This window comes from Sporanaerobacter sp. PP17-6a, assembly GCF_900095615.1.
Classification (GTDB): domain Bacteria; phylum Bacillota; class Clostridia; order Tissierellales; family Acidilutibacteraceae; genus Acidilutibacter; species Acidilutibacter cellobiosedens.
The window spans coordinates 36,232-57,372 of record NZ_FMIF01000036.1; the positions used below are offsets into that span (position 1 = coordinate 36,232).

Here is a 21,141-nt window from a genome sequence, read left to right on the forward strand (position 1 = left end):
TAATATGTGTTCGATATGTGGATATGTGGATTTTAACAAAAAGATAGATCCTAAGTATATAATGGAAATGAATTCTTCTTTATCTCACAGAGGACCGGATCAAAATGGGATTGCTTTTGGATTTGATTGGTGTTTTGGACATAACAGACTTGCCGTTATAGATGTGGAAAAGGGAATCCAGCCTATGATTTCAGAGAAGAATGGATATAAGTATACTATTATATACAACGGGGAACTGTACAATTCCTTAGAATTAAAGAATGAACTTCTTTCATTGGGACACACCTTTAAGACTGACTGCGATACGGAAGTGGTGCTTCATGCTTATATGGAATGGGAAGAAGAATCTCCGAAAAGACTTAACGGTATTTTTGCCTATGGAATTTATGACGAGTTGAACCATCAGGTTTTCCTGGCAAGAGATCGGCTAGGAGTGAAACCTCTTTTTTATTCTCAAAAAGATTCCACAGTAATTTTTAGTTCGGAAATAAAAGCAATATTAAAATACGAAGGAATGAAAGCCGAGATAGATAGAAAAGGGTTTATGGAAGTTGCTTGCCTTCTTCCAACTCGTGTGCCGGGCAGCGGAGTATTCAAAGGGATAAATGAATTGGAACCTGCTTCTTTTATGATTATTAAAAAAGATAAACTTATAATTCAAAAATATTGGGAAATAGAACCAAAACGAAATACCCATACTTATTCGGAAGCAGTTGTATATTTGAGAGAACTTTTGAGAGATACAGTGAGACGGCAAATAGTTTCGGATGTTCCTCTCTGCACTCTCTTATCGGGAGGGCTTGATTCCAGTACAATTACATGTATTGCATCAGAGGAATTGTCAAAGAGGAATGAAATCTTAAGGACTTATTCCTTTGATTATGAAGAAAACAATATATATTTTAAACCTAATTCTTTTCAACCGGACAGCGATAATAATTATTCCTTGGAAGTATCAAAATATTCTAAAACCGTTCATAAAGTTCTAACAGCACCTTTAAATACAGTTATAGATCTTCTCTATGAAGCGGTAGATAAAAGGGATATGCCGGGCATGGCTGATATAGATTCTTCCCTGATGTATTTTTGCGGTGAAATAAAGAAAAACCACACTGTGGCTCTTTCAGGAGAATGTGCGGATGAAATATTTGGCGGATATCCTTGGTTTCATAAGGAAGGAGTAATGAGCAAAAATATTTTCCCGTGGATATATTCTCTTAAGGACAAAATAGAATTGTTTTCTCCGGATATAATAAATTTAGAGGAATCCACATCTTATGTAAATAGTATATATGAGAAAAGTGTGTCATCTTGTCCGGTAATTGAAGGGGAAAATTATAGAGATAGAGAAAAAACCATAATATGTTGGTTGAATTTAAATTGGTTCATGGTTTCTTTATTGGAAAGAAAAGACAGAATGAGTATGGGCAGATCTCTGGAAGTAAGAGTACCCTTTGCAGACCATAGAATAGTCGAGTATGTTTTTTCTCTTCCTTGGAGCTATAAGTATAAGGACAATCAACCTAAAAGTATCTTAAGGGATGCAGCTAAAGGAATAGTTCCTTTAAGTGTTGTAAATCGAAAGAAAAGTCCATATCCTAAAACGGTAAGCCCTAATTATGCCTCTAAAGTAAAATCTATTTTGGATGAGCGGTTAAGTCATAAAGATTGTATATTGAGTGATATAATTAATATAAAAAAATTATCTCAGATATTGGAATCAAATACTCCATGGTTTGGCCAATTGATGTCTGGCCCCCAATTTATGGCTTGGCTTATTCAATTGGATTATTGGATAGGGAAATATAGAATAAATCTGATTAAATAGTTAGATATGAGTAGTCATTATCTATCTGAAATTTTTGATGATATTTGTCCATTACTTAAGATCGAAGTCTTAAGTAATGGACAAATAAAAGCTTAACATTAGGATAATTCAAATTTACCTGTACACAACTGATAATAACGGCCTTTTTGTGCGATAAGTTCTTCATGATCTCCCCGTTCAAGAATTGTACCATTTTCAAGAACAATAATTGCTTTTGCATTTCTTACGGTAGAAAGCCTATGAGCAATTACAAAAACTGTCCTGTTTTCCATCAGACGATCCATTCCGTCTTCAATTAGTTTTTCTGTATGGGTATCTATAGAACTCGTAGCTTCATCAAGAATTAGTACGGGAGGATCTAAAACTGCAGCTCTGGCAATAGCGATCAACTGACGCTGACCTTGACTTAAGTTTGTTCCATCTTCTGATAACATTGTATCATAGTCTTCTGGCAGACGCCTGATGAATGAATCTGCATTAGCCAGTTTTGCCGCTTCTATTACCTGCTGTCTGTCGGCATCCTGATTTCCGTATCGTATATTATCTATAATAGTCCCGGAAAATAAATGAGTATCCTGAAGGACAACTGCGATGGAATGACGCAGATCATCTTTTTTGATTTTGCGAATATCGATACCGTCGTAAGTAATATTTCCGGAATCCACGTCATAAAATCGATTGATAAGATTTGCGATTGTTGTTTTTCCGGCACCGGTGGAACCTACGAAGGCGATTTTTTGCCCTGGTTTTGCATAAAGGTTTATTCCGTTGAGAATAGGGTGTCCAGGTTCATAACTGAATACTACATCATGGAAACGTACGTCTCCTTTCAAAGTTATGAGGTCAAATCCACCTTTGGTATTTGAACATTTCCATGCCCAATTTCCAGTTCTATTGCTGCTTTCTTTCAGGACTCCTTCAGAATCTACAGTTGTATTGACCAATGTAACTGTTCCTTTATCTATTTCCGGAGTTTCGTCCATAATCTCAGAAATGCGTTCCGCGCCGGAAAGAGCCGCAAGAATAAAGTTAAGCTGTTGAGAAAATTGATTGATGGGCATTGAAGTTTGGCGTACATAAACAAGGTAGGAAGACAAACTTCCAAGGTCTATTCGTCCGGAAATAGCTAAAAATGCACCTACACATGCAGAAATAGCATAGTTGAAATATGAAATACTTACAACTATCGGAACTAACATCCCGGAATAGGTTAATGCTCCTGTAGCAGCTTCCCTCAGATTTTCATTATGTCTGCAAAATTCTGTGAAATTTTTATCCTCATGATTAAAAACTTTGACTACCTTTTGTCCGCTTACCATTTCTTCAAGGAACCCATTTAAACTGCCCATATATTTTTGCTGATGAGAAAAATAGGTATGGCTCTTTTTTCCGCTGTATCTGAGAAAAATAAACATACAAAAAAATGATGTTAATACAATAGTCGACAATTTATAGTTTAAAATCAGGAGTATTATAAATGTAGCTACTATAGTAACAAAATTTTTTATGACTACGGTAAAGCTGTTGTTTAAAGCTTCTGCAACCGTATCTATATCGTTGGTAAAACGACTCATCAATTCACCATGAGTTTTTGCATCGAAAAATTTTAAAGACAGGGTTTGTACCTTGGAAAAAAGGTCATCACGGATTTCCTGAATAATTTTTTGTGCCACTTTTACCATCAACTGAGTGTATCCATGGGTTGAGACTACACCGGCAAAATATATAATCCCGGTGAAAATAAGAATTTTAATGAGGCCTTTCATATCCCCCGGAATAATATAGTCATTTATAATAGGTTTAATCATGTATGTCCCCAAGACATTGGTCAGAGCATTTATTATAACCAATACAAGGATAATCATAAGAGGGCCTTTATGTTTTTTCATATAACACCAAAGAAACGCCATTGTTTTACGAATATTTTTCGGTTTTTCGTACTTCATAGTTTTTGCCATTACGCAGAGGCCTCCTTTTCCTGAAATTTATAAATATCCCTATAGATTACGTTTCTGAACAGCAATTCTTCATGGGTACCCATATCGTTGATTTTTCCGTCTTTAAGTACTATGATAAAGTCGGCATTTTTTATGGAGCTGACACGTTGGGTAATAACGATTTTAGTAGTATATTTTAGATTCTCTGCCATTCCCTTGTATATTTTTGCTTCTGTAGCTGTATCTACCGCGCTTGTTGAATCATCCAAAATAAGAATTTTCGGCTTTTTGAGAAGGGCCCTTGCAATACATAGTCTTTGCTTTTGACCACCCGAAATATTTACACCGCCTTGCCCCAAATCTGTATCATATTTCTCCGGCATCTTTTCGAGAAATTCATTTACACAGGCAATACGGCAAACCAAATCCAGTTCTTCATCTGTTGCGTTTTCATTACCCCATTTCAAATTTTCACGAATTGTTCCGGAAAAGAGAGTATTTTTTTGTAAAACCATACCCACGGCATCGCGAAGATGAGTGAGAGAATATTCTTTTATATTACGTCCGTCTATTTTTATGATTCCGGAAGTTACGTCATAAAGCCTTGGAATCAACTGTACCAATGTAGATTTTGCAGAACCCGTTCCGCCTATAATACCGACGGTTTGTCCCTTTTCAATATGTAGACAAATATCTGAAAGAACATATTCCTTGGCAGTTTCTTGATATTTAAAATACACATGCTCAAAATCTATTGCACCTTCCTTAATTATATAATCAGATGGACCTCCAATTATACCCAAAGGTTCATCCATAACTTCAAGAATACGGTCGGCGGAAGTCATGGACCGGCTCAACATTAAAAATACATTTGAAATCATCATAAGAGAATTAAGAATTTGAAGTACATAGCTTAAAAATCCGGTTAATTTTCCAACCTGCATTGTTCCCAAATTAATGAAGTTTCCTCCGAACCACAATATGCCGATAATGGTAGAATACATGACAAGCAAAAAGCAAGGCATGTTCATTACTGCATAATGGAAAGCCTCTTCGGAAGATTCCTTAAATTCTTTGTTGACTTTACTGAATTTGCCACATTCGTACTCACCTTTTACATATGATTTCACGGTTCTTATGGCTGTTAAATTTTCTTGAACGATAGAGTTTACTCTGTCAAGAGTACGTTGCATTTTTCTGTATATAGGCCCAAGCTTTTTTAAAATTAATATAAGGCAGACAGCTAATATCGGCATTGCTATTCCGAAAATCATTGCAAGCTGTGGATTCATTAAGATGGTCATTACCAATGCCAGTACCAGCATTACGGGACTGCGTACTACCGGACGTATTCCGTTGCATATTGCGTTTTGCATTATTGTGATATCACTTGTAAGACGCGTTATAAGTGACGGCGTACTGAAATGATCCATATTGGAAAAAGAAAAACTTTGTATCTTTTGATACTCCGCTTTTCTAAGTTCCGCTCCGAAACCCTGTCCCGCTTTTGCAGCCAAACGGGCATACATCACTCCCAGAAGAAGTGAAATAAGTGCACATACAATCATTGCAAGGCCTTTGCCCAAAATATAATTTTTATCTCTATTGGCGACGCCTACATCAATAATATCGGACATAATCAACGGTATTACCAATTCAAATGCCGATTCAAGCATAACACAGACCATACTTCCGATTAGATGATATCGATATTTTCTAAAATAAATAAAAAAACGTTTCAGCACTTATTTACCTCCAATTATCTAAATAAATTTTTATTCAAGGATTTTATCTGTTAAATTATAATACATACGGCTGAGATAGTCCAAAAATTGTTCTTGTTCTTCTTTTGTAAAACCCTGTAGAGAAACTTCTTCAATTTCCTTACAGAGACACAGCCATTTCTTATAGGCACTTTGTCCTTTTTCGGTAATTGAAACCGATTCTGCACGCTTTCGTTCAGCAGGAGCCGAACGTTTGATTAAGCCGTTTTGTGCCATATTATTTAGGAGCTGGGATACTGTTGCCGGTTCGATATCCAGTGCCATCGCTATTTCTTTTTGCATACAGCAATTATGTTCCGAGACATAAGTTAAAATTTTCGGCTGCCCTGGAGAAAGACCAATTTTTGTCATACCGGGGCGTGTCTTATTTTTCTGAGCATGAGAGGTTTTAACCAAAGCCATGTGTAGTCCAATAGACATAAATTTTCCTCCTTTATAATTAGTAAACTAATTGTTAGTAACCTAATTATATTTTAATTAGACTTAAATGTCAAATAATACTTTTTTGGAACCCATTTACGAAAAATTTATATTAAAAAAATTATGATTCTCCTATGGGTTATAAAAAAGGAACCTATTTTTAATATTAATTTAAAATAAGTTCCTTTCCATATACTTTTATAATCTATAGGAAAATCCAATTTATTCTAATTTACATTTTCAGCAAATGGATTCCATTATATTTTGTCACTGTTCATCTTTTTTGTGAATACAAGGACAGCAATGACCGTAATAATAGCTGCATATACGATTACCCACCATAAATCTGATAAAATTAAAGAATAATTGCCGGAAATGGCGGCTCTTCCGGCATTGACAGCATGAAGGAAGGGAAGTGCCTCTGCAGTTTTTTTGAATGCGCCGCCGACCAGATCAATGTCAAACCAAGTTCCGGAAAGCCACGCGCTCAAATTCGTCAGCAGTGCACCGCATATACCGCCCACTTGCCTGTCATTGAATAAACTGCCGCAAAGCAAACCTATTGAAATGAACAAAACTGCTGCCGGAATTAATACGATGATGGTAAGCAATACATTCATGCTTGGGGCTAATCCCAAGAAAAATGCCACGACAAAACATACACAAACTTGCAGCATAGCCATAGGGAATAGGGGAAGCATATATCCGAAAATAAAATTACTTGATTTAAGGGGAGAAGCAAACAAACGCAGCATAAATGAACTGGTTCTGTCCTTTGCAATCAGCATACCTGAAAAAAGCGAAATAAAGGAAAGTCCAAAAACCGCAATTCCGGGAGTAAGGTGCTTAATTTCAAATAGTTTAACGGGAATATTTGATTGTATTGCTGATAGAAGTAAAAGCAGGATTACGGGAAAACCAATGCCAAAGGCTAAATTAATTCTGTCTCTCACAATTTCTTTTCCGTTTCGTGAAGCAAAAGCTAATGTTTTCATACATCCATACCTCCATTTTCTGCGATAGCAATAAAAGCATCCTCAAATTTTGTTGTATTTGTCTTTTTCAGTAGCTCGCTTACGGTACCTATTGCTTTTAACTCACCCTTTACCATAATGCCGATTCTGTCAGACAGAGATTCTGCTTCTTCTAAATAATGAGTAGTTAGAATAACCGTAACTTTACCTTTTAATTTTTTAATAATATTCCAGAGCTCTTTCCTCGCAAGTACGTCAAGACCAAGGGTAGGTTCATCAAGAAACAAGATTCGAGGTTCTGAAATTAATGCCATTGCAATACTAAGTCTTCTTTGCCAACCACCCGATAATATTTTTGCCTTGGTCTGTTCAATTTCGGAGAGATCAAAAGCTGATATAGTATTTTCGGCCTTTTGTCTGGCTTGTTTTTTGTTACTTCCGTATATTTCTGCAATAAATTCAAGATTTTCTTTGACAGTCAGATTAGGAGCTATGGCCGTTTCCTGAGGTGAAATGTTGATATGTTCTTTCACTTTTATTGGATTTGAGACGATGCTGTTACCGAAAATTATTCCATCGCCTTTTGTTGGTTTAGTAAGACATGATAACATTTTTATGGTGGTGGATTTTCCTGCACCGTTTACGCCTAATAAAGCAAACAGTTCTCCCTGTTCAATAGTTAGGTTAAGAGAATTGACAACTGTTTTTTCATTATATTTTTTTGTAAGATTAGTTGTTTGAATTGCTATCATTTCTTTTTCTCCTCATTGTCGCTGATTTTTTTAATTTCCTTTGCAAAAGTTAAATTGTCTTCATTGCTATGCTCGGGATAAATTTCTCTGCCCTTCCCACTTAAAATTTCATCTGCAATCTTGTCGAAAATACCTGTTCTTTCAATTGCAATACCTTTCTGGGCGTCGGCAAGTAAAATCAATGTATCTCCAGATTCAATTCCAAACATGTCACGAACTTCCTTAGGAATTACAATTTGACCTTTTGGGCCTACCTTGACTGAACCCATATATTTACCTGTGTTCTTAGATTTACTTTTCATATTAAAACCTCCAATAAGTTTTACATGTAATACTTGTATAACTAATTATACTTTTAAATTTAAATTTTGTCAATGAAAACCTCCGAATAATAACTTAATTTGAGGCCAAATGTTTCATTTACAGGTTAACTACTTTGATAATTTCATTATCTCAGCATAATATAAATATATGCTGTCGTTAAATAACTGTTTGGTTAACAGAAACGTATTTTTATTTTTTATTTTTTTATGTTATAATCGCAATTGGACTATTTAATTAAATTCAATAATTTAAAGGTGGAAATTTTATGAATACTAACAACAAATACAAATCAGTAATTGATATTAATTCCAAGAAATTGCCGGTTTTATATAAGAGCATATTAATAGGATTGGCAGTAGGTATTGTAGCATCTTTTTATCGTTTAGTTCTTATGAGTGGAGAAAAATTATGTTTTAGAGTATATGATTACATAGATAGTCATTTGATATTATTCCCCTTTGTATTTATAATACTTTGTCTTCTCGGTTTTTTTGTAGGAATTTTGGTTTCAAAATATAAGATGATTAGCGGAAGCGGTATTCCTCAAGTTAAAGGAATTATAATGGGATATTTTAAGAATAATTGGTTCAGTACGTTAATTGCAAAATTTGGAGGAGGAGCTCTTTCTATATTATCAGGCCTTTCTTTAGGGCGAGAAGGACCGTCGGTTCAACTTGGAGCTTGTGTGGCTCAGGGAATAGGAGATAAATTTGCCGATTCTCAGACAGAGAAGAAGATACTGATTGCAAGCGGTGCAAGTGCAGGACTTTCGGCTGCCTTTAATGCTCCTCTGGCAGGGGCTATGTTTGCAATGGAAGAGATATTTAAATATTTTTCTCCTGTTATTTTATTGTCGACTATGACAGCAGCTGTTGTTTCTGATTTTATTGCCAGAGTTATTTTCGGAACCGGTCCCGTATTTAATTTTAACGTTCAAAATACCATACCGTTGAATAAATATTGGTTGCTTTTCATACTTGGAGCTATACTTGGAATTGCCGGAGCCTTTTATAATTATATATTATTAAAGAGCCAGAAACTTTATAAAAAAATCGGGAAATCCAATATAAAAGTCAGAATGATAATTACATTTGCCTGTGCTGGATTATTGGGAATATTTTTCCCCATCGTATTGGGAAGTGGAAATAAAATAATCGGTCAACTTCAGTTATCCACGGGGATTAGGTTTTTATTTTTGATCCTTGCCGTTAAATTTATATTTTCTATGGTAAGCTTTGGCTCCGGTGCGCCGGGAGGAATATTTTTTCCTCTTCTCATTATGGGAGGGATTATCGGTGCAATTTGGGGAAATATTTCAATAAACTATTTAGGGTGTGACGAAAATTTATTTTACAATTTTATAATACTTGCTATGGCTGGATATTTCACATCGATTGTCCGAGCACCCATAACGGGTATTATCTTGCTGGTTGAGATGACCGGGTCATTTACTCATCTGTTATCCCTCACCGTAGTTGCAGTTTCGGCTTATGTAGTTGCTGATTTATTGAAAAGTGCACCTATATATGACTCTCTGCTGGAAAATCAAATTTCAGAATCCAAGATAGACACGGAATATGATAAAAGCAAGAAAATTACCATAGAAACAATTGTTCATCACGGTTGCCAAGCTGAGAATAAACTTGTAAAAGAAATTGCTTTTCCGAAGGAGTGCCTCCTTATTTCAATCAGACGGGGAGGAAGGGATATTATTCCTAAAGGAAATACGAGAATTTTGGGAGAAGATTATCTGGTATTTCTTATTAATTTAAATGAAGAACCTAAGGTAAGAGAGATATTAAACAGAATTACAACTTTACAGTAATTTATGACTTGGTTCATTTGATGGATTATTGGACAGAAAAATATAAAATAAATTTGATTAAATAATTCAGATATTAAAATTAGAGAAAATTGATATTGACTAAATAATGGGTTGTAATGTAAGGGAACTGTTTATACAACAGTTCCCTATAAAATATCTCAGCTATTATTTATTATTTCACCATGGATTATAACCCTACCTTCATCAGGACATTTTATGTCAAACATAGCTGCCCTTTTATTGCCATAATCCAATGTTCCACCATTTAGCAATGTATAGACATAAGGATATGCCGCATTCCAAAGTTCATGGCAGATAGGGGGGCATAAATCTTCAATGATGTATTCATCCCCTTCTTTGCAATATCTACCTCTACAATTGCTTTTTACTACAGTCAATTTGACTTTAGGCATTTTTATTCCTCCTTTGTACCATAATCTTTTATAATTCAACTTTCCGTTCTGACTATATTACATGTGGCAACGGCGCTGATATTATCTTCTCCTGTAGATAGATTTTTTGGAGCGTGGATATTAAACATAAAACCTGTCTCGGAATATTTTTTATCTATGCCTTTTGAGTATTCTTCATCTATAGCAATATTAATTACTTCACCAATGACCAGTACTGCAATACCCATATTGGTTAAATCCGAGGTACTGTGTAATTTACATTCCAAGCACAAGAAGCTTTCTTTAATTCGCGGAGCATTAATGAGTTTCGCTTTTTCTTCCGTAAACTTGCCAATTATAAATTCATCAGCTTCATAATTATTATTTTTGATCGTATCATAAAGGTTGTCATAATAATCAGCACTGAGAAAGTTAATACAGAATTCACCTGTCCTGAGGATGTCTTTATAAGCATGGGTATGTTGGTAAAGTCCGGAAATGATTGCAAAAAAGCCGCTGCCATCACCGGAAAAGGAACTCCAGGAGTGAAGATTCACGTTAGGTTTACCGTTTTCTTTATAGGTCGTTATGGCAAACATAACATGGGGTATGCCGCATGCATATTCAAAATGTGAAAAGATGCGATACTGATCCTCCCAATATTCTTTAAAATTCTGTGGTCGGGTTTTACCTATTTCAATTTTCATTATACTTGCTCCTTTCGATATTTTTTTTACAGTATAACAAACCAAACATGACAACAGTATGACATGATTATTTATATTTTTTCATAATATCTTATATTTTCAGAAATCAGTTTTATTTCTGCATATATATTAAAAATAGGATTTTTACCCTTCTGATATGTCTTCAAACGTATTCTACTTCTACTATTTGATTATTCTCTATAAAACAGATTTTTCCTTCTAATTTATGAAAAAGAGGTTGTAATAGAATAAATATCCTATTACAACCTCTTCACTTGGAGCTGTTGACCGGATTTGAACCGGTGACCTGCGCATTACGAGTGCGCCGCTCTACCAACTGAGCCACAACAGCATAACATAAATATATATTACCATCTAAAGGCTATTTTGTCCAGCGATAAATTTATTAAATCGTAGTATCCAATTGTAATTTTGAATATGTTAATATATAATTTTTACAAGGCTGATAGATTCATCTGCTTTATAATGTCATATGATTTTTGTTATCCTGTCTTTTTAGGAGGTACTTTTAATGGAAACTTACAATTTAACAAATGACCAAGGTCGTAATTTTATACTTTTAAAGCAAGGTTTAATCGGAGATTATAAATTTGAAGATAAAGGGGGAGTGTGCGATTATGTTAGGCAAGCCGGCTGTATTCAATTTGACCCGATTGATATTTGTGGGAAAAATCCGGAGCTTGTCTTGCATTCCAGAGTTTTAGGATTTACAAAGGAGATGCTTTATCAACTTTTATACGAGGATAGAAAACTTATAGATTATTTTGATAAGAATATGTCGATTTTTAGAGTGGAAGATTGGAAATACTTTGCTCGTTTACGTGAAAATTATAGATCTTATGGAAGAAGTCATGATAAAGTAGATAAGGTTGCAGGCGAGATTAAGGGAATTATAAAAGAAAAAGGATGTGTAAGTTCCAAGGATATTGATTTAAAACAGATGGTCGATTGGCCTTGGGCTCCGACAACATTATCAAGAGCGGTACTTGAAACCCTATATTTCCGTGGAGATTTAATTATCCATCATAAGAAAGGAAATAATAAGTATTATTCTTTGGCAGAAGATTATATTGAAGAGATGATTTTGAACACTGAAGATCCAAATAAAACTGAAGATGATTTCATAAAATGGCAGGTTCTTCGTAGAATCGGTTCAGTAGGATTGCTTTGGAATAAGGCGTCAGATGCATGGCTTGGCATCAACAAATTTAACGGAGAACGTCGTAACAATATATTTTCGTTGCTTTTGTCCGAAAACAAAATAATGGAGTGCAAAGTTGAGGGTATTCAAGGCATCCTTTATTTTCTTAAGGAAGATGAAGAACTTATAAAAACAGTGTTGTCACAGGATGCATTTAAACTGCGTCTCGAGTTTATAGCTCCTCTTGATAATATGCTCTGGGACAGAAAACTTATCCGTGCACTTTTTGATTTTGACTATAAATGGGAGATCTATACACCTAAGAGTCAAAGAAAATATGGTTACTATGTATTGCCTGTTTTATACGGAAATCGATTTGTGGGAAGGATAGAAATTGTCCTTAATAAAAAAGTAAGACAGCTTAATGTACTCAATTTTTGGAAGGAAGGAAATACTAAAATTGATGATGATTTTTATAAACTTTTTCAAACTGAAATAAACCAATTTATGGTTTTTAATCACTGTGAGACATTTAAAATCGAATGTAAAATATAAATTAAACTTTAGAAGGTGTTATGGAAATGAATACTCCTAAAAGAAATAGTCATAGTTTAATTGAAGTTATTGAATATAATTCGAAAAAGTACAAGGAATATACGACGGAAACTACTAAGAAATATAATTTCCGGTTGCTTGGGGATATTCCGGAGGGAAATGTCAGATGGATAAATATCGACGGGCAATGTAGTGAGGAAGTATTGAATAAGATTAGCGATGTATTTAATATTCATCCCTTGGTAACTAAAAATATATTGAATAATAATCAGCGGGCTAAAATTGAAGAATATGAAGATTTTTTGTATATTGTAGCTAAGATGATTTATTATTCCGGGGATGAATTGGTACTTGAACATATAAGATTTATTCTTGGAAAGAATTATGTGATTTCTTTTGGGGAAACCAAAGGAGACGTATTTGATGATATCCGTGACAAAATAAGAAATGAAGGTACACAGATCAGAAAATTTGGTGCTGATTATCTTATGTATTCATTACTTGATGCAATTGTAGACGGATATCTTGATGTTCTTGAAGTATTGGATGAAAAAATTGATACCCTTGAGGAACAAGTTATAATGAATAATTCACAAGAGCGTTTGTATAAAATTAGAAAGATAAAAAAGATTCTATTGAATATAAGCAAATATATATGGCCCTTAAGAGAAGTTACTTCTTTGATGGGAAAAGAGTCGAATCAATTGATTCAGCCATCAACGGAACCATATATCAGAGATGTCTATGAACACATAGCTCAGGCAATTGAAACGACGGAAACCTATAGAGAAATTCTTACAGGACTAATGGAACTATATGTCTCCAATACAAGTTATAAACTTAATGAAATAATGAAGGTCCTTACCATAATTTCTACGATTTTCATACCTCTTACATTTATAGTTGGAGTTTATGGTATGAATTTTAGGTATATGCCTGAAATTGAATATAGATGGGGTTATGCTATTACATGGGCAATTATGATTGCTATTTCAAGCTTCATGGTCTATTACTTTAAGAAAAAGAAATGGTTTTAACAAAATTAGGCAGCAATTTGTCCAACTAAAAAATAGCTTTTGATTTTTTCAAATAACCTATATACCTTTATGATAAATTAGAGTGGTATAATTCACTTTATTGTGCTTTTCGTAACGCAACCCAACCAATGTATACTGTTGCTTAAGGCGAAAATTAAGAGAGGCAAAATTGGGGATAGGGGCGATAACTGTTTCTGCAAAGATATTTTTAATCTTATCTTTTTGAAGATCCCAAATAAAAGACTGGTATAAAGCACTACCGATTCCTTTCCTTGTTAGATGGGGAAGCATGGCTGTCTGACTTACTAATACAAAGTTTTTCAGTTTGGTCTGATCAAACCTAGGATCCCAACAAGTTTCTTTCAGCCAGTTCGGTTCCCGCAGCAACCATTCTTCTTGGGTATAGGCTATCAAAAATGCTTGTATCTGTCCTTCATGCTCATTGACATAAAAATATTGCAATTTTTGTAGTTTTTCTTCGTATATAGGGCGATATTTTGATTCTTGTCCTGCATAATCAGCTATTAAAAAACCTTGAACCGAATCTTTGTTGGGATTACCTAAGGTTTTTAAAATCGTCATGATTCCTTCGAGATCTTGAATTGTAGCCTTTCTAATCATCGAATCTCTCCTTTTTTGTATTTCCTTATATTTTCCATTTGAGAAGGAAATTATACTTTTCATCTTTTATGTCTATCTTGATTCTAAGCAGTAATTTGTTGTATAAATTAAGATACTTACTAAAAGAAAAAGTAAATTGGTTTGTTGCTATACTTTCTGTATTTTTTATTTGAACCCTATTGAGTTTACAGCACAGTGGAAGTTAGGAAATACAGCATAAAATGAGAAAAAACATTGACAGCATCTCTAAAACATATTACTATTTTGGTTAAGCAGCCTAAAGTGGAGTAAAGAAATAATGTAAACATGTATTTTTTAATATAATATCAGATTTTAATATAATAATAAAGGGAAATCTTTAAAACAAGTTTTCGAAAAAGAAAGAATTAACTCCTAATATGTATAAATATTGCAGATAATGTATTGAAGAAATATTAAATAAGTTTAATGATGTATTTAAGGAATCGAATCAGTTAATTCAACTATAAAGGAAAATAAATTTTTAGTACCTGATTATAAAATCCCTCTAATTTTGTTACAGATTATTGGCATAGAAATTGCTAAATTAAATGGTTAGAAAAACCATTTAGGTATTAAAAAAAATTTTAAATATATATGAAAAAGGAGAAATAAATATGGAGCGGTTTAGAATTAGACCTGAGATTTATCAATTTGATACTTTTAAGGAATTTATAGAAGATATACCTTTAGGAGAAAAGGATTTGCTTGTTACACAAAAACTTATATATGAACTCTTTATAAAAGATTTAAATCTTAAATGCCATGTGATTTTCCCAAGAGAGTTTGGAAAGGGAGAACCATCTGATATTATGGTTGACGGAATAGTAAATAAGGTCAAGGATATTTGTTACAATAGGGTTATAGCTGCAGGGGGAGGAACGGTCATAGATACAGCCAAATTATTATCGTTAAAAAAATTCGACTATGTTGAACAACTCTTTGAAGATCCTTCGAGAGTAGTTAGAGATAAAAAATTAATTATAATTCCGGCTACTTGCGGTACGGGCAGCGAGGTAACAAACATATCAATTACCACACTCACTAAAAAAGGAACAAAATTAGGTATAGCCAATGATGAACTTTTTGCTGACAAAGCTGTTCTTATTCCTGGACTGATATCTACTTTGCCTTTTAAATTTTTCTGTTTCAGTTCCATAGATGCTTTAGTACATGCTACCGAGGCTTTCTTATCACCTAAAGCAAATGATTATACAGATATTTTCGCAAAAAAAGCAATTAGTGAAATATTAAAAGCCTTTAAAACTCTGATGGTAAAGGGCCAGAAGGAAAGAAAGAATGTTGAAAAAGAGGTACTCGTAGCAAGCAACTATGCCGGTATAGCCTTTGGGAATGCCGGAACAGCAGCCGTACATGCCTTAGCTTATCCTTTAAGCGGTACATACCATGTGGCCCATGGGGAAGCTAATTATCAGTTTTACAGTGAGGTTTTGAAGAAATATTATGATAAAAACCCTAAGGGCAAGATTAAAATATTTGTAGAATTCGTAGCGGATATTCTTGAATGCAATGCGAATGTTGAAGTTTTTGAAAAGATAGAAGAACTCTTCGCTTTAATGGTTCCTAAAAAGAGATTAAGAGAATATGGAATGAAAGAAAGTGAGATATCTTCCTTTGCTATTTCTGTAGAAAAAGAACAGCAAAGATTATTGGTCAACAATTATGTTTTTCTGTCCGTAGAGGAATTTAAGGATATATATAGGACTTTGTATTAATATAGCAAGGCATTCAAAAATTTAATAGGGATAGATGATTTTGTGAAATCATTATAAGGAGGGAAAAATGAAAGATTTTAACTTTTCGGTGTTTCAAAATGTTGTGTTTGGAAGTGGAAGTCTAAAAAAAGTGCCTGACATACTGAAAGACAATGGCTGTAAAAAGGTATTTATTGTATCAGGCCCGACACTTAATAAAATAGGAGCAGTTAAAAAACTTACTGACTTAATAAAAGAATCGGGTTTAGAGTATGATGTTTTTTTGGATGTTGAGCCAAACCCGTCAATTGAGACAGTATATGAGGCAACCAAGATGTACAAAGATAGCGGGGCTACAAATATAGTCGCTTTAGGTGGAGGTAGCCCAATGGATGTCTCAAAGGCTGTTGGAGTTCTTGCGACTTATGGAGGAGAAATCACGGATTATGAGGGATATGAAAAAGTACCGGGTAAGATAATACCGATTATTGCAATTCCTACTACAGCCGGAACGGGCAGTGAAGTAACAAGGACTTCTGTAGTTACGGATAAATCAAGAAATTATAAATTTGCTGTCATTAGCAGTACTATGATTCCGAGTTTTGCTATTCTGGATCCTGAGCTGATTATGTCGTTGTCTCCAATTGTAGCAGCATCTACAGGAATTGATGCTTTAGTACATGCTATAGAATCTTATATTTCCCTAAATTCCAATGTTTTTACAGACACCATGGCAGAGAAGGCTATGGAGCTTATAGGGAAATATATTCGTCGATTTGTTGCTAACAGAAAAGATGAGGAAGCAGCGAGTGCTATGTTGATTGCAAGTAATTTTGCCGGTATTGCTTTTACAAGAGCACTTTTAGGCAATGTACATGCTATGGCTCATCCTCTTGGCGGTTACTTTAATGTACCCCACGGAATTGCTAACGCAATTTTATTACCGGCGGTTATTGAGTATAATGCATTAACCGATAATGGGAAATACGAAAAAATTTATAACTATATTAAATTAAGTAAGGAACAAACTTATAACTTCACTCCAGATATGCTGACAGAGGAAATTAAGAGCTTAATTTCTTCATTGGGAATTCCCCCAAATTTATCGGAAGTAGGTGTTACTGAAGATAAAATCCGGGAAATGGCAACGGATGCTATGAAATCAGGGAATATCTTGGCTAATCCTCGTCAAAGTACAGTAGAGGATATTGAAGCATTATATAGAAAGGTTTTATAGAAACTTTAAACGGAATAGATAATAACTGCCATTATCTATTCCGTGCTTTTACATAGATTGCTAAATGAAATTAGTATTAGAATAATATACAATATGTCTAATAGAGTTAGAATCTATTGCAAATGGAGGGGAGAGAAAATTTGAGAAAAGACATAATATACGATGAATTAAAAAGACTGAGCAATGAAATTACCAAGGAGAACCTGCTAACCGGTGTCAATATAGGTTTTAGTGCGGAATTTATAGGAAAAAATGTGGGAATAGCAAGAAATACGGTGAGTAAAGAACTAACCTCATTATGTATTGATGGATATGTAATAAAAGTTAAAAGCAGACCTGTATTGTTTATCCATAAAGGATCTTTAGAAATTTTGCTGGGCCGTGAAATTAATAATAAATTTTGTGAGGTTAAGGATATCAGAGAGATATTAGAATATTATTCAGCAATACCTAATGGTCTTCAAATAGAAGGCACAGATCCTTTTACGAAATTAATCGGTTACGACAAAAGTTTAGCTGAGGCAATTGCGAAAGCAAAGGCAGCAGTTTTATATCCTCCCAATGGATTGCATATTATGCTGACAGGTCAATCAGGAGTTGGCAAAACGTACTTTGCGGAAATAATACATGAGTTTGCCCAAAAGATGGGTGTTATAAGCAAGAACGGTCCTTTGGTATATTTTAATTGTTCTGAATATTATAATAATCCTGAACTTTTAACTTCCCATCTCTTTGGCTATGAAGAAGGTGCTTTTACAGGAGCGACTAAAGATAAAGAGGGAATCATTAAAAAAGCTGACGGGGGATTTTTATTTCTTGATGAAGTTCATAGATTACCTTCAGAAGGACAAGAAAAATTATTTTCAATTTTAGATAAGGGTTCCTTTAGAAAATTGGGTTCTCCGGAAAAGGAAGAAAAAATAAACTTAAGATTGATTTGTGCGACTACGGAAGATATAAAGTCAGGATTTTTAAAGACATTTTTAAGAAGAATCCAGGTTAATATTGAATTACCTCCCCTTAGAGACAAAAGCATAGAGGAAAAGATAGAGTTGGTATTTAACTTTTTCCAAATAGAAAGTAAAAAAATAAATTTAGAAATTCGAATAAGCCAGGAATATATGTATTATCTTTTATCGAGTGATTTTGAGGCAAATATAGGGGAACTTAAAAGTGAAATTCAATTTGCCTGTGCTCAAGCTTATGTCAATAAGATATCTCAGCGAAAGGACTACTTACTAATTGACGGAAGATACGTGAAGCATAAAAATATTTTAAAGGATATTGGAGTGAGGCAGATCCTTAAAGATATGTTTGATGACAGAAAATATATCAGCATATTTCCTCATTTTAATGAAAATTTAACGGAGAAATTAACAAGTATATCTGAAGAAGATGAACCGGATATTTTTTATTCTTACTTATCAAAGGAATATAAAAATTTGAGGAACAGCAATATCCCGGCAGATGAAACAAGTTCTTTATTGATGAATAAGTTGGAAACGATTTTTCATTACGGAATAGCACACAACAGTAAAATGAACAAAAATATTACCAAAGAATATGGTTATAGAATAGAAGATAAGATTAAAAAAATAATCGAATATATTGAAGAACTTGTAGGCTTTGCTTTGGAGAATAATGAGATAGAAAATTTAAGAACTCACCTTTTAACTCTGATATCATTTATTAATAAAGGTGAAATCCCTATGATTTACCCCAAGAACTTATCGGACAGCAGTAAGTTAGGATATTATGACTGCTCAAAGAAGATATGCAAAAAGATAGAAGCCGTTTTCAATATTAAGTGTCCTAATACGGAATTAATATATATGAATTTATTGATTAATGAGTTAAAAAATAAGAAATCAAAATTGGAATTACAGACAGAATGTGGAGTAATATTGATAGCTCATGGGAATTCTACGGCTACAAGTATGGCGGATTTTTCTAATAATTTGTTTGGAAGCGATGTTATTACGGCAATAGATATGCCTATCGATCAATCGGTACATGACACTTTGGATTTTCTTGTTAAGAAGGTGGAAGAAAGAGGATATAAACGTCTTATTTTATTAGTAGATATAGGTTCTTTAGTGTACTTTGGTGATATAGTCAGTAAGATGTTTCAAATGAAAACTTTACTTATAAAAAACACTACGACTCTCGTTCTTCTTGAAATAACAAGGCAGGTTATTTATGAACCCATAGATTTTGATAATATTATTAAAAAAATGGAGAATATGAAAATCGAGTGTGAATTATTTGACGGTAAGGTTAATAATAAATCCAAGGTTCTTATTATATCTTGTATAACCGGGCTGGGAACAGCAGTAAAGATCAAAGAGTTAATAGAAGATATTCTAAGAGATTACATCGATTCGTCTATGAGAATATGCGTAGTCGATTATGGGGAAACGGAAAGTTTAGATAGGCTTTCCGGTCATATAGATAAAAATGAACGAATTTTAGGGATAATAGGTACATTTAAAGCGGAACTTCCGGATATACCTTTTATTTCACTTGACCAGCTTTTTTCTGAGGAGGGAATTGAATTATTAATTGCAATGTTAGAGTTAGGCAATACTAAAGATGAGAGGAAAGACATTATTGAAGATGTTTCTAAAAAGTTTATCCAAGATATGACTGTTGAAAGTATAATAGATTATATAACTTTTCTGAATCCTCAAAGGGTATTATCGGAGATTAATGATGTTTATGATAAAATCTGTAGGGAGTTAAATATGAAGTTTTCTCAGCAGGTAACATTAAGATTTATGATTCACTGCTGTTGTATGGTTGAAAGAATAGTAGTAAGCAGAAGGCCGTTAGAGATACCGGAAAGTATGATTGAAAATGTAGACGAAAGGATTTTAAGTGTAATAAAAGTATCATTTAAAAATATTGAATCTACATATGACATAAATTTATCCGATGGAGAAGTTTATTATATATATGATTTACTATTTACGTAATAAAAAATCGGTAACTAATAAATAGTTACTGATTTTTTTATTTCAACAATAATTATTATAAAGGATGAAGTTATAGGATGTTTTGCTAAGGGCTTAGGAAATTTAAATCTTGTTACAGATGGTTGGCATGGAATTTGCTAATAATAAATTTGTAAATGTTAAAGTGATAATTTTAAAGTAGAATCAACGGGAGGAAAATGTGTATTCAGGCTTATATGTAAGACTTGCTTCATTACTTACAAAAGAAGCAATAAGGTTACAAAACGGCAAATTCAAATCGATTATGAACATACTGGTGTTGAGAATAACAAAAGGAACGGAAATTTTGTTAATGACTGAGGATGAACAAGTAACAATAATGGGATTAAGAAGTTTAATAAGAACAAAGTTTGGTGAAGAATAGCAAATTTATGTAAATTAGATTTATTAAGAGAGGAGTGCATTTATATATGGGACAAGAATGTAAAGGCAGGGTGCCTGGAATTTTAATTTTGACTCATGGAAGGGCGGGCATAGAACTTATTGAAAGTTCGAAGATGATATTAGGAGAAATGGAGGGAGTTTACGGAGAGGCCCTATTACCAGGCATGAGTCCCGAGGAGTTTACTAAAAAAGTAAGAACAAGATTAGATTCTATGCCGAAAGGTTCATTAATAATGGTAGATATTTTTGGAGGAACTCCATGTAATGTGTCAATAATGTTATCAGAGAAATATAACTGTTCTGTAATCAGCGGAATTAATTTAGCTATGCTTATAGAGGCAGTTACCTCAAGAGAGTATCTTTCAAATGAGGAATTAGTTCAGACAGTAGAGAGAGCAGGCGCGGAAAGTTGTAAGGATGCAATAAAGTATTGTAACAGAAATTGTTAAATTTAT

Annotated in this window: 18 protein-coding genes and 1 tRNA gene; 9 read left to right on the top strand and 10 right to left on the bottom strand. The window is 33.7% G+C overall.

From position 1 onward, the window contains the following. Window positions 1–4 precede the first annotated feature (4 nt). Window positions 5–1,828 (top strand): asparagine synthase (glutamine-hydrolyzing), encoded by a 1,824-nt coding sequence (gene asnB, locus PP176A_RS13325; RefSeq protein ID WP_071140966.1) that lies wholly within the window; start codon window positions 5–7, stop codon window positions 1,826–1,828. 98 nt (window positions 1,829–1,926) lie between these two features. On the opposite strand, the gene PP176A_RS13330 is transcribed toward asnB, so the two are convergent. The 6 genes from PP176A_RS13330 to PP176A_RS13355 all read right to left on the bottom strand — a co-directional run bounded on the left by PP176A_RS13330 (window position 1,927) and on the right by PP176A_RS13355 (window position 7,997). Beyond that, window positions 1,927–3,786 (bottom strand): ABC transporter ATP-binding protein, encoded by a 1,860-nt coding sequence (locus PP176A_RS13330; RefSeq protein ID WP_071140967.1) that lies wholly within the window; start codon window positions 3,784–3,786, stop codon window positions 1,927–1,929. After that, a complete protein-coding gene (locus tag PP176A_RS13335) occupies window positions 3,786–5,510 on the bottom strand; it encodes an ABC transporter ATP-binding protein (protein ID WP_071140968.1) in 1,725 nt (574 codons plus the stop codon). Before PP176A_RS13335 ends, PP176A_RS13330 begins: the two co-directional genes overlap by 1 nt. A gap of 30 nt (window positions 5,511–5,540) precedes the next feature. Next, window positions 5,541–5,969 (bottom strand): MarR family winged helix-turn-helix transcriptional regulator, encoded by a 429-nt coding sequence (locus PP176A_RS13340; protein ID WP_071140969.1) that lies wholly within the window; start codon window positions 5,967–5,969, stop codon window positions 5,541–5,543. Window positions 5,970–6,226: 257 nt separating this feature from the next. Further along, on the bottom strand, window positions 6,227–6,964 hold the full coding sequence (locus PP176A_RS13345) for an ABC transporter permease (RefSeq protein ID WP_071140970.1): 738 nt from the start codon (window positions 6,962–6,964) through the stop codon (window positions 6,227–6,229). Next, window positions 6,961–7,695 (bottom strand): ABC transporter ATP-binding protein, encoded by a 735-nt coding sequence (locus tag PP176A_RS13350; RefSeq protein ID WP_071140971.1) that lies wholly within the window; start codon window positions 7,693–7,695, stop codon window positions 6,961–6,963. The genes PP176A_RS13345 and PP176A_RS13350 overlap by 4 nt, the downstream gene beginning before the upstream one ends. After that, window positions 7,692–7,997 (bottom strand): AbrB/MazE/SpoVT family DNA-binding domain-containing protein, encoded by a 306-nt coding sequence (locus tag PP176A_RS13355; RefSeq protein ID WP_071140972.1) that lies wholly within the window; start codon window positions 7,995–7,997, stop codon window positions 7,692–7,694. Before PP176A_RS13355 ends, PP176A_RS13350 begins: the two co-directional genes overlap by 4 nt. A gap of 287 nt (window positions 7,998–8,284) precedes the next feature. Here PP176A_RS13355 and PP176A_RS13360 point away from each other — a divergent pair, with 287 nt between their 5' ends. Then, window positions 8,285–9,844, top strand: coding sequence for a ClC family H(+)/Cl(-) exchange transporter (locus tag PP176A_RS13360; RefSeq protein WP_071140973.1), 1,560 nt, complete (start codon window positions 8,285–8,287; stop codon window positions 9,842–9,844). Between the two features lie 158 nt (window positions 9,845–10,002). Here the strand turns inward: PP176A_RS13360 and PP176A_RS13365 are convergent, their stop codons facing one another. From PP176A_RS13365 to PP176A_RS13375, 3 genes are all read right to left on the bottom strand, one after another. Further along, window positions 10,003–10,257 carry a TIGR04076 family protein gene (locus PP176A_RS13365; RefSeq protein ID WP_071140974.1) on the bottom strand — a complete coding sequence of 85 codons (255 nt, stop codon included), beginning with the start codon at window positions 10,255–10,257 and terminating at the stop codon, window positions 10,003–10,005. 35 nt (window positions 10,258–10,292) lie between these two features. Continuing rightward, the gene (locus PP176A_RS13370) at window positions 10,293–10,943 is read right to left on the bottom strand and encodes a flavin reductase family protein (RefSeq protein WP_071140975.1); all 651 of its coding nucleotides are present in this window, start codon (window positions 10,941–10,943) and stop codon (window positions 10,293–10,295) included. 276 nt (window positions 10,944–11,219) lie between these two features. After that, window positions 11,220–11,295, bottom strand: a tRNA-Thr gene (locus PP176A_RS13375). A 180-nt stretch (window positions 11,296–11,475) separates the two neighbouring features. Between PP176A_RS13375 and PP176A_RS13380 the strand changes: the two genes are divergently transcribed. Then, window positions 11,476–12,660: a winged helix-turn-helix domain-containing protein gene (locus PP176A_RS13380; protein WP_071140976.1), complete on the top strand. Its 1,185-nt coding sequence runs from the start codon at window positions 11,476–11,478 to the stop codon at window positions 12,658–12,660. Window positions 12,661–12,686: 26 nt separating this feature from the next. Next, a complete protein-coding gene (corA, locus tag PP176A_RS13385; protein WP_200796161.1) occupies window positions 12,687–13,697 on the top strand; it encodes a magnesium/cobalt transporter CorA in 1,011 nt (336 codons plus the stop codon). A 57-nt stretch (window positions 13,698–13,754) separates the two neighbouring features. Here corA and PP176A_RS13390 read toward each other — a convergent pair whose 3' ends face one another. Continuing rightward, window positions 13,755–14,318 carry a hypothetical protein gene (locus PP176A_RS13390; RefSeq protein WP_083381965.1) on the bottom strand — a complete coding sequence of 188 codons (564 nt, stop codon included), beginning with the start codon at window positions 14,316–14,318 and terminating at the stop codon, window positions 13,755–13,757. Window positions 14,319–14,953: 635 nt separating this feature from the next. Here PP176A_RS13390 and PP176A_RS13395 point away from each other — a divergent pair. The 5 genes from PP176A_RS13395 (at window position 14,954) to PP176A_RS13415 (ending at window position 21,135) form a co-directional block, all read left to right on the top strand. Then, on the top strand, window positions 14,954–16,072 hold the full coding sequence (locus tag PP176A_RS13395) for a 4-hydroxybutyrate dehydrogenase (RefSeq protein WP_071140979.1): 1,119 nt from the start codon (window positions 14,954–14,956) through the stop codon (window positions 16,070–16,072). 67 nt (window positions 16,073–16,139) lie between these two features. Then, window positions 16,140–17,288 (top strand): iron-containing alcohol dehydrogenase family protein, encoded by a 1,149-nt coding sequence (locus PP176A_RS13400; protein WP_071140980.1) that lies wholly within the window; start codon window positions 16,140–16,142, stop codon window positions 17,286–17,288. Between the two features lie 140 nt (window positions 17,289–17,428). Then, window positions 17,429–20,263, top strand: coding sequence for a sigma 54-interacting transcriptional regulator (locus tag PP176A_RS13405; RefSeq protein ID WP_159429070.1), 2,835 nt, complete (start codon window positions 17,429–17,431; stop codon window positions 20,261–20,263). A gap of 199 nt (window positions 20,264–20,462) precedes the next feature. Then, window positions 20,463–20,666 (top strand): HPr family phosphocarrier protein, encoded by a 204-nt coding sequence (locus tag PP176A_RS13410; protein ID WP_071140981.1) that lies wholly within the window; start codon window positions 20,463–20,465, stop codon window positions 20,664–20,666. A 46-nt stretch (window positions 20,667–20,712) separates the two neighbouring features. After that, window positions 20,713–21,135, top strand: coding sequence for a PTS sugar transporter subunit IIA (locus tag PP176A_RS13415; protein WP_071140982.1), 423 nt, complete (start codon window positions 20,713–20,715; stop codon window positions 21,133–21,135). The last annotated feature ends 6 nt before the right edge of the window (window positions 21,136–21,141 follow it).

Coding starts and splice junctions, on each gene's coding strand:
- PP176A_RS13345 (WP_071140970.1), bottom strand. CDS start 6,964: ATGAAAACATTAGCTTTTGCTTCACGAAACGGAAAAGAAATTGTGAGA.
- PP176A_RS13390 (WP_083381965.1), bottom strand. CDS start 14,318: ATGATTAGAAAGGCTACAATTCAAGATCTCGAAGGAATCATGACGATT.
- PP176A_RS13360 (WP_071140973.1), top strand. CDS start 8,285: ATGAATACTAACAACAAATACAAATCAGTAATTGATATTAATTCCAAG.
- asnB (WP_071140966.1), top strand. CDS start 5: ATGTGTTCGATATGTGGATATGTGGATTTTAACAAAAAGATAGATCCT.
- corA (WP_200796161.1), top strand. CDS start 12,687: ATGAATACTCCTAAAAGAAATAGTCATAGTTTAATTGAAGTTATTGAA.
- PP176A_RS13400 (WP_071140980.1), top strand. CDS start 16,140: ATGAAAGATTTTAACTTTTCGGTGTTTCAAAATGTTGTGTTTGGAAGT.
- PP176A_RS13370 (WP_071140975.1), bottom strand. CDS start 10,943: ATGAAAATTGAAATAGGTAAAACCCGACCACAGAATTTTAAAGAATAT.
- PP176A_RS13330 (WP_071140967.1), bottom strand. CDS start 3,786: ATGGCAAAAACTATGAAGTACGAAAAACCGAAAAATATTCGTAAAACA.
- PP176A_RS13340 (WP_071140969.1), bottom strand. CDS start 5,969: ATGTCTATTGGACTACACATGGCTTTGGTTAAAACCTCTCATGCTCAG.
- PP176A_RS13415 (WP_071140982.1), top strand. CDS start 20,713: ATGGGACAAGAATGTAAAGGCAGGGTGCCTGGAATTTTAATTTTGACT.
- PP176A_RS13380 (WP_071140976.1), top strand. CDS start 11,476: ATGGAAACTTACAATTTAACAAATGACCAAGGTCGTAATTTTATACTT.
- PP176A_RS13350 (WP_071140971.1), bottom strand. CDS start 7,695: ATGATAGCAATTCAAACAACTAATCTTACAAAAAAATATAATGAAAAA.
- PP176A_RS13355 (WP_071140972.1), bottom strand. CDS start 7,997: ATGAAAAGTAAATCTAAGAACACAGGTAAATATATGGGTTCAGTCAAG.
- PP176A_RS13365 (WP_071140974.1), bottom strand. CDS start 10,257: ATGCCTAAAGTCAAATTGACTGTAGTAAAAAGCAATTGTAGAGGTAGA.
- PP176A_RS13395 (WP_071140979.1), top strand. CDS start 14,954: ATGGAGCGGTTTAGAATTAGACCTGAGATTTATCAATTTGATACTTTT.